The organism is Arsenophonus nasoniae DSM 15247 (genome assembly GCF_000429565.1).
In the GTDB taxonomy this organism is placed as follows: Bacteria; Pseudomonadota; Gammaproteobacteria; order Enterobacterales; family Enterobacteriaceae; genus Arsenophonus; species Arsenophonus nasoniae.
The window spans coordinates 62,024-69,928 of record NZ_AUCC01000010.1 but is presented as its reverse complement, the minus strand read 5'-3'; the positions used below and the strand labels follow the sequence as shown (position 1 = coordinate 69,928).

Sequence of the window (7,905 nt, the reverse complement as noted above, 5' to 3'; positions counted from 1 at the left end):
GTTGTTGATTATCGATGAGATTGGATACCTGCCGTTTGGGCGAGAAGAAGCAAACCTGTTTTTCAATGTGATTGCCAAGCGTTATGAGCATGGCAGTGTCATATTGACGAGTAACCTATCATTTGGGCAATGGCCAAGTGCTTTTGCTGATGACGCAACATTAACTGCCGCTATGCTTGATCGTTTACTTCATCATTCGCATGTACTGCAATTAAGCGGTGAAAGCTACCGATTGAAAGATAAGCGGCGCTCAGGAGCAATAACTGAGTAAAACAGTGGATCAATTTTGATTGATCGGATTTAGATAAAAAGTGGATCAGTTTTCGGTGATCGTTGACACTATATTGTTGATTGGCTGCGGTGATGCGTTTTTCTAGTGCGGTTAATTGGGCAGTTAATTGTTGCTCTTCATAGTCAGCAGTTTGATACATTTGCTGCCAATCCTGACGACGACGACGATAGATCTCTGATTGGGTCGTTTTATCGGCACTCGTCAAAATACCACTGGATGCAGTTTCTATACCTAAGGCTACCGCAGTAGGAACAGCACCATATTGCATGCCACCATCGGCTAGACCAAAGATATTGGGTGCCAGATTAGCTAACGCGGCAGCCATATAGAGGGATTTGGTTGTTGTCATTAGAGTATCGGCGGCGATATGTAAATCGATAGCCTTTTGTTCACCTGTATTCATATTTTGATCATACAGGGCTTTATAGTGATCTTTACGCTGTTTGGCCGCAGTGATGGCAATTTCTAACGCCTTTTTTTCCTCGTTTAATTCATCTTGGGTGGTTTTTTGCATTTCCAGGCTTTGCTTAGACAAGGCTAAACCTTGGGTTTGTAATAACATTGCCATTTTTTCTGCATCTTGTCGTTCAATAATCGCAAGCAAGGTATTACCGTACTGAGTAAGTTGTGTCACTACTCCTTTGGCACTTTCGAGTGCTGGTGGGAAACGATACAAACCCAAAGTAATATCGGTTGGCAGTGGAATACCGCCTTGCGCATTGGCAACCGCGGCACTTAATAGATCGGCTGGATTAGCTGGTGTGGCAAATAAAGGTAAAGAGAGGGGTTTGCCATCGATAGTGAGATTGTGGCGTAAATTATACAAGCGTTGTGCCAGCGTTAGGCGTAGCTCTTGCCACTTGGTATTTTTCTCAGGTTTAAATATTGTGTGTTCTTCTAATTCAGCGGCATCCTTTAGGGATGGATTTGGCCAGCTTGTTGGTAGCGATGGTTCATCTTCGCCCATCAATTCTAGCGCTTGCACATACCACATTTTGGCTTCTGCTAAGGTATCCCGCTCTAATTGACGATAATCTTGATCACCGCGGGCGATGAGCAGTTCTATCATATTCATCAAAGTGGATAACTTATAATGCATCGGATCGGCTTGGGCAATCGCATCGGGATCGGTGATATCATCGGGCACTTCATTCCAGCTAGTATCCTCTAGCAACGGACGGGTATTCCAGTACTGATTTTGGCGTCCACGATCATAACCTGACGAGCTAAAAATAAATTTTAACCAGTTGGCTGAATCGGCAAAATTTTGCTCTTGCAGCAATCGCTTCATTACTAACATTGGCCCGTAATAGAATAGTTCCCAGAAATAGAGCGCATTAGCGCCGGCGAAGTCCATTGGTACGGTTTGATTATCTATTTCAGTACTGAAGAAACTTTCGACATTATCGATACTTTGTAAACCAGGGAAGGTACCACCGTTGTAACTGGTATCCAATTGCCACTCTTGCTTGTCAGTGGCTTTTGTAAATCGAATTTTATTCTGTGTGCCTTTTTGGTATTCCGCTTCTAAATAGAGATTATCTTTATTACCATGGGCATCATTATAACGATTAAGAAAGCAGGTCACGGTGGTTGGCTGGTCACTCAGTTCGCCTGTGTAAATTAGTAATGAATCACTACTCTCCCAAATGTCGGCCTCTCTCAGCTTAAAGATTTTATTGTTACCATTAATCAGTTCATCATAGGGTTTTAGGGTTAGAGTCACTTGCACACCAGTACGGGGCAGAATAGGCTCTGGCATATATTGGGTATCAAGGCTGAGTAAAGTATCTAATCCTCTATCAGCGCGAGAAGTTAGTTCTTTCGCAAATAGGGTATGAGTCGGACTTGATAAATACCACTATGTTTTTTCTGTGTGTCGCTTTGATAAATATCACTTAGCCCACCTTCCAGATATTGGGCTTTGTTACTGGCGGTTTTTAGTAATAAAGGTTGACTATCATTGGCTATTTTTGCCTCTAAGGGAATTTGATGGCTTACTGAGCCTAAATCGCCACCATCCCGATCGGCTACATGAATAATGAAATCTATTATTTTTGTTTCATCGATTAAGTTTTGATTTATCAAAAAACTCCATGCTTGATTTGCTAATATTGTGTTCCAGGTAGAATCATTATTAATAATTTCTTTACTATCAATAATACTATTGTTATTTGTTTTTGCTGTTAGGGTATATTTATACGGTCGTTGAATAAGCATGGTGGGTTCAGCTTTACCATCTACGGTAAATACCTGGCCATTGGCTTGAGTGTAGATTTCCGCAAGAGTGGAATTATCTGGCGCATCAATAATATCAGTTTGCCAGTTACCGGAGTTCTCTCTTATAGTAGGTAGGGTTATGCCATTAAAGATACGAGTAATAGAGCTTACAAAAAAAGAAGTGTTATTAGTATAAGAAATTACGGTGTATTTATTGGCTTCCAATTTTAGTATGGCGGTTAAAATGACCAATGTGACAGGGTAATTAGGTACATTATAATAATTGACTAAAACCTGACCGTAAGGGGTTGTTTGATATATTTGCTGTAAATGATCCATGAAGAGATCTAAATCATCATCGCCAGTATTCAAGTAATGGTTGTCCTGTCCCCTGGCTTCGATACTAACAATTGTTCCAGTTAAGTTATATTGATTATTGGTTGTCTCTTTGGTTAGCAATAATTGGCTTAAGCCCTGCGATAATGGTGCAAGACCACTGGGTATGGCCGGGGCAACAGAGTGGAAAGTGGCAATAATATTAGTTGGAATCTGGATAGTATAGCTCAATGGTGCAGGTACACCCAAAGCTGTTGTTGTATTCAACTCACGCCAGATAACCGGTAGACTAAGGAAAAATTTTGTCTGTTCACTATTATCATGAGTTAGAGAAAAATCTTGGCTAATTTTCCATGACTGCCCAGTAGGAATAGCGGTTTCATCATATTTTGCTTGTTTATGGTATAGTATTACCAATATATCTTTTTGGGTAAGATCATAGGTCACAAAAAAACCCACTTGGTCATCAATGGTGGGTTTATCTTTATTTAAAAGTGCCAGCAGTTCTTCATTAATATCTAATGAAGCATAAGTAAATGGTGTACTCCAATTACCATCATAAAGTATATGACTATGTTTTAAATCATAAGTGTATTGGGGAAGAGTCTCTTGTTTGTTTTTTTGCGGTGTATCTTTTTTCTCGCTATTGATTTGTCGCTGTTCTAACCAGAACAGATAGAGCCGTGATTTAAATATTAGCGGTTGGATAAGATTTCGATACGGTTTGGCTGAGGCGGTAATAGCTTGCCATTCACTCCAAGCATCAGCTGGAAATCCTTGGTTGATAAACATATTATGATTAAGACTACGCCAAGAATAAGAAGGCGAAGCCTCTTGGCTGGCACCGATAAGATAGGTTAAACCTGTTTCAACATTCAATTCATTATGATAGCCACTAATTATGGTTAAATTTGCCACTAACTCAAAATCCGTCAGATAACTATGATAAGCTTGTTCAACGATATCGCTGGTTAATTGACTTTGATTAATCGCTTGTAACAGCTTATTCATCATCTGGGTTTGGCCGATCCGTTGAGTGGGATTAATATAATTTTCTGGATAATAGTCCAGTTCTCTGATCCCTGCCCAACTGCTATAGCGGCGATTATATTGCTCCCAGTTTTGGAAAAATGGCCGTTGTAGTGCAGAATAGTTTACCCCAACTTCATGTTCCGGCTGCTGAATACAGCGGTTTATATAGAGTTGCACACTAGCATTGGCTGCCGCTATCTGGCTGGTAGTAACTTGATAACTGTCTTGGTTATCGATTAGCAGGTAGCTATACAACTGATCTCGGTTGGTAAGGGCAAGACTGTTATCGGCAACATGCTCCAGATAATAATAAGATTGTGCGCTACTGAGATTTTCAGCCAGAATGCCGTCTACGGTTTTGCGTTGCGACTTGTTAAGGGCATTTAACAGGGATGTAGCTAAGGAGAATAAAAAAGGATCCAGTTCGGGCTGAGTAGGAATAGCAATCTTTAATTCTGTCGCTAGTTGGTCGATAAAGGTTTGTGTTGGATAATCTTGTCGTTGGAACTTAACCGGGCTAATGTTGGTAATTGGTTCACCATGATCACATAATACCAACGTGAGCATATCCGTATCTTCAATTTCATGCCAATTAATGTAAGTGGTCAATTCATAGTGTGAACCAGGCTGGTCCTCAACGTCTTTGACATTGCCTAAGTATTGAAACCCCTTTGATGATAACCAGCCCCAACCCAGTTTTCTACTATCGGGATGTTCGGTTTGATAGATAATTTTAAATTTATTATTACCGAGCGGGTAAACTTCTACGTAAAGATAATAACTATCTATCTTTTGCCGTACTAAATCCCACAGTTCGATATCATCATCGTTATCAATAATAGCAGCCTGGTACAAGTTTCCCTTATGATACTCTTTGGTTATGTTAGTAATACCTGTTTTTAATTGATTAAAGGGAAGCTTGGTTTGTAGCTGCAGTGATGAAAGCGATAATGGATAATTATTACTAGGATCATATAAACTGCCAACTACCGTGGCATCAACGGCTAAGGTTTCTCCCGCCTGATACCATTGCTGAATAAATAAACAGTGTTGTACATCAGTAATAATGGTGTCGCTGGTGGCAAGAGGATCAACTTGTTGGGCTGCAGCAGTGTATTCATCAAGCGGTGCATTAATGGCTTTAGCCAGCATGCTAACCGTCAGTTGATCTTTAGATAGTGTGGTAATGACGACCGGCGCTTGAGCCATTAATTGCATTGTCCAGTTGTGGAATAGCGTAATAAACTGCAAATTTTCCACCGTTGGATAAACTTTAGTTAAGTTCTTTTTCAAATGGTCAGGTTGATTAACAATCAGTGTGACTTCAGCTAAGGATAGTTTAAAGATATTGGTGATAAGCGCTAATTGCGCAATGCGGTGACAATAACGGATGACTTCTTGACTAAGAGTAAAAGGCTTATCAATATCGATTTTAGATACTTGCTGCCAAAATTGATTGGTGTCCAAATCTTCAGGGTGGATTTTTATATTATCTAGCCAAATCAATAATTGATAGGCGATGTCTGCTGAAGAGAGTGTCAATTGAGAGGCAAAATAGGGAGCCAGCGCCTTTTTGAGCGGATTATCTAATAAAGTCGTGTCGTGTAAATTACTGTTTAGGGTAATAATCAGATTTTCGATTTCAGGTGATTGATTAGTGTCAAAATTATCGGTTGTTAGTGCAACTAAGCTTGCGACATTAAGATTTTGATTATTAAGCCATTCGACGGTGGTATGGAGTTTGTCAATAAATGCTTCAGTTGAGATCAGATGATGATCCAATAAGTTAAATAAAATGCTTAATTCCGCAATAGTCAGTTGATTAGCCGTAGCTAGTAGACAAAATCTATAGAATGCAGTGGTGTGAGCAACATCATTTTTACAAAAGCTACCATTATTATCATTTTCATCATAGATATATGTTAAGAATATTTGATATAGCTCTTGATCATTCACGGCAAATGCTTGCTTTAAGTTTGATTTAAAGACGTTTTGCGCGTTAGGAGCTACATCATACTCTTTATCGTCTGGAGCGAATTTTTGACCATATAAAGGCGGGTTATTAAATAGTTGATCGTATTGGCTGAGCTGACCATTAACCGCAGTTTGACTGATTTTTAAACCGACCCATACGCGCGCCTGCTGTTCTTCCAAGTTGTAGAATTGCATATACTGTTTGATATGCAAAATATCAACGAGGGTGTTATCCGTAATTTTATCGCTATATTCTGTCATTAATTCAGACAGGGTCAGCGGGGTCATTTGTGTTGTTTTATGTAATAAAACGATTTTGTGTACTTTCAGTAAATGCTGTTTTAATTGTGCTTCCGTATCATCTTTATTGGGTAGTAATAGTTCGAAAAACTCGGGGGGTAAATAGTAATGTTCTGCCAGCGCAACTGCTGTCATCAGCGTTTGTGGTGCAATGGTGCCAAACACTTTTTTATATTCAGTGTCAAGATTTTCTGGCGTAATATCCGTCGTTAACAAGGTATAAATTGGGGGCGATATTTTTAAATCAGTGCATAAGATAAAGGTTTGATTGGTATTAACAGGACGATTTTCTGGCTGAATTAATTGGGCCAGTGTGACATTCTGCTTTTGCAATACTTGCTGGATGACATCAGTGTAATAATAATAGGGACCATCGGGGTTTAACGTATCTTGCGCTAATGCATCAAGAATTTTTTGCTTATCGTTATCACCAATTTTTTTACCAATTTGCGCGCCTAGTACTTGATTGGAAAGTGACAGGGTGGATAGCGGCGTATCCATATTTTCCTGACTCAAAATCAGATCGGCTAAATCAGGCCGACGATTATCGATATAATAGGGTGAATTTTCTGGATGCAGTCTTTGTGCTTCGCGATAAAGTCTTATCAGATAAGCGGCTGGAGAAAACATAGAGGCAATGTTACCCTGATTGACAAAGTCAGTATCACGATTGGGGATAAAGTCGTTACTAAAAGCCATTGTTTGGTCATACTGCAGTTGTTGCGCTTTAGCGTTACTAAAATTGGTCTGCAGTTGTGTCGCGACGAGGTGTGTTGATTGTTTAGGAATGGCTTGACGAGTAATTTGCTGACGGTATTGAGTACTGTTTTTGGCCTAGATTTTTTTAGCCTGAGCTAAAAGTAGGTCACAATCATGCAAGCTTAACTGATTATCAGCAACTTGATAAAGTTCTTCTTTAGCATATTTAGCCAGGTCACTGAATGAGTTAGCATTTAATTTATTAATAATATTCTGAATTGCATTTTCGTTAATTTGGTATGGCATAAAACCCTCACTTATATTAGATGCCTCTATCGTTTTTTTAAAGAAAAGGAATATGATGAAATAGAATATAAAAATTTTTGATGATCATTTATATTCATGTTTTTTAATTTATTTATTCTTAATAAGAAATGAATTGAAAAAAATCATAACATAATTTTTTTTTAAAGCTAGCAGTTTTTTTATTTGAATTTTTAATAAAAATTTTAATAAAAGAACGAAAGGATTTAGCTAAGTTTAGTTGAGTGATTATATTTTTTTCTACTTCTATGTAATTTTACATTTTAATTTAACAATGGTTTTTGATAATAAATTAACTGTAATTTCATTTCGGTTAATTATTTACAACTGTAATTAAAAAATTAATAGATAATATTTTTAGCTGAAACGATTAATCCAACAAGGTTTTTGCATAATTATTTGGTTTTTTATGAATATTTAATTAAACAAATGAGGTATAGATATTATTGTTAATTTTGTTAATATTAATTTTATTAAAATTAAATATGGCCATCTATCTTAGTATAAAATATAAATTTATTTTTCCTATGTTGTCCGGTTCTGTTTTTTTGTATCTTATTGATTTTTGTTTTTTGTGTGGCACCTATTTTTTCTGTTGAAACCTTGTGTATTATAAATTTATTCGTGTTATTTTTTATCAGCGCCTTCGGGATATATATTTTAATTTGTTTTTATATTTATAAATTAAAATATTAATTTTAATTATTATAACCAAGTAAATGCTAATA

General features: G+C 37.6%; 4 protein-coding genes. 1 reads left to right on the top strand and 3 read right to left on the bottom strand.

Annotation, left to right across the window (positions count from 1 at the left end):
• A partial coding sequence (locus G468_RS22805; RefSeq protein WP_162143404.1) for an ATP-binding protein occupies nucleotides 1-271 on the top strand: 271 nt, incomplete at its 5' end.
• Here the strand turns inward: G468_RS22805 and G468_RS22255 are convergent.
• The 3 genes from G468_RS22255 to G468_RS23665 are packed head-to-tail and all read right to left on the bottom strand — an operon-like array spanning nucleotide 171 to nucleotide 7,159.
• Entirely contained in the window at nucleotides 171-2,054 is a 1,884-nt protein-coding gene (locus G468_RS22255) for a hypothetical protein (RefSeq protein ID WP_026822060.1), read from the bottom strand. The genes G468_RS22805 and G468_RS22255 overlap by 101 nt on opposite strands.
• A gap of 53 nt (nucleotides 2,055-2,107) precedes the next feature.
• On the bottom strand, nucleotides 2,108-6,943 hold the full coding sequence (locus G468_RS25250; RefSeq protein WP_246067441.1) for a neuraminidase-like domain-containing protein: 4,836 nt from the start codon (nucleotides 6,941-6,943) through the stop codon (nucleotides 2,108-2,110).
• A gap of 45 nt (nucleotides 6,944-6,988) precedes the next feature.
• The gene (locus G468_RS23665) at nucleotides 6,989-7,159 is read right to left on the bottom strand and encodes a hypothetical protein (protein WP_155846972.1); all 171 of its coding nucleotides are present in this window, start codon (nucleotides 7,157-7,159) and stop codon (nucleotides 6,989-6,991) included.
• Nucleotides 7,160-7,905 lie beyond the last annotated feature (746 nt).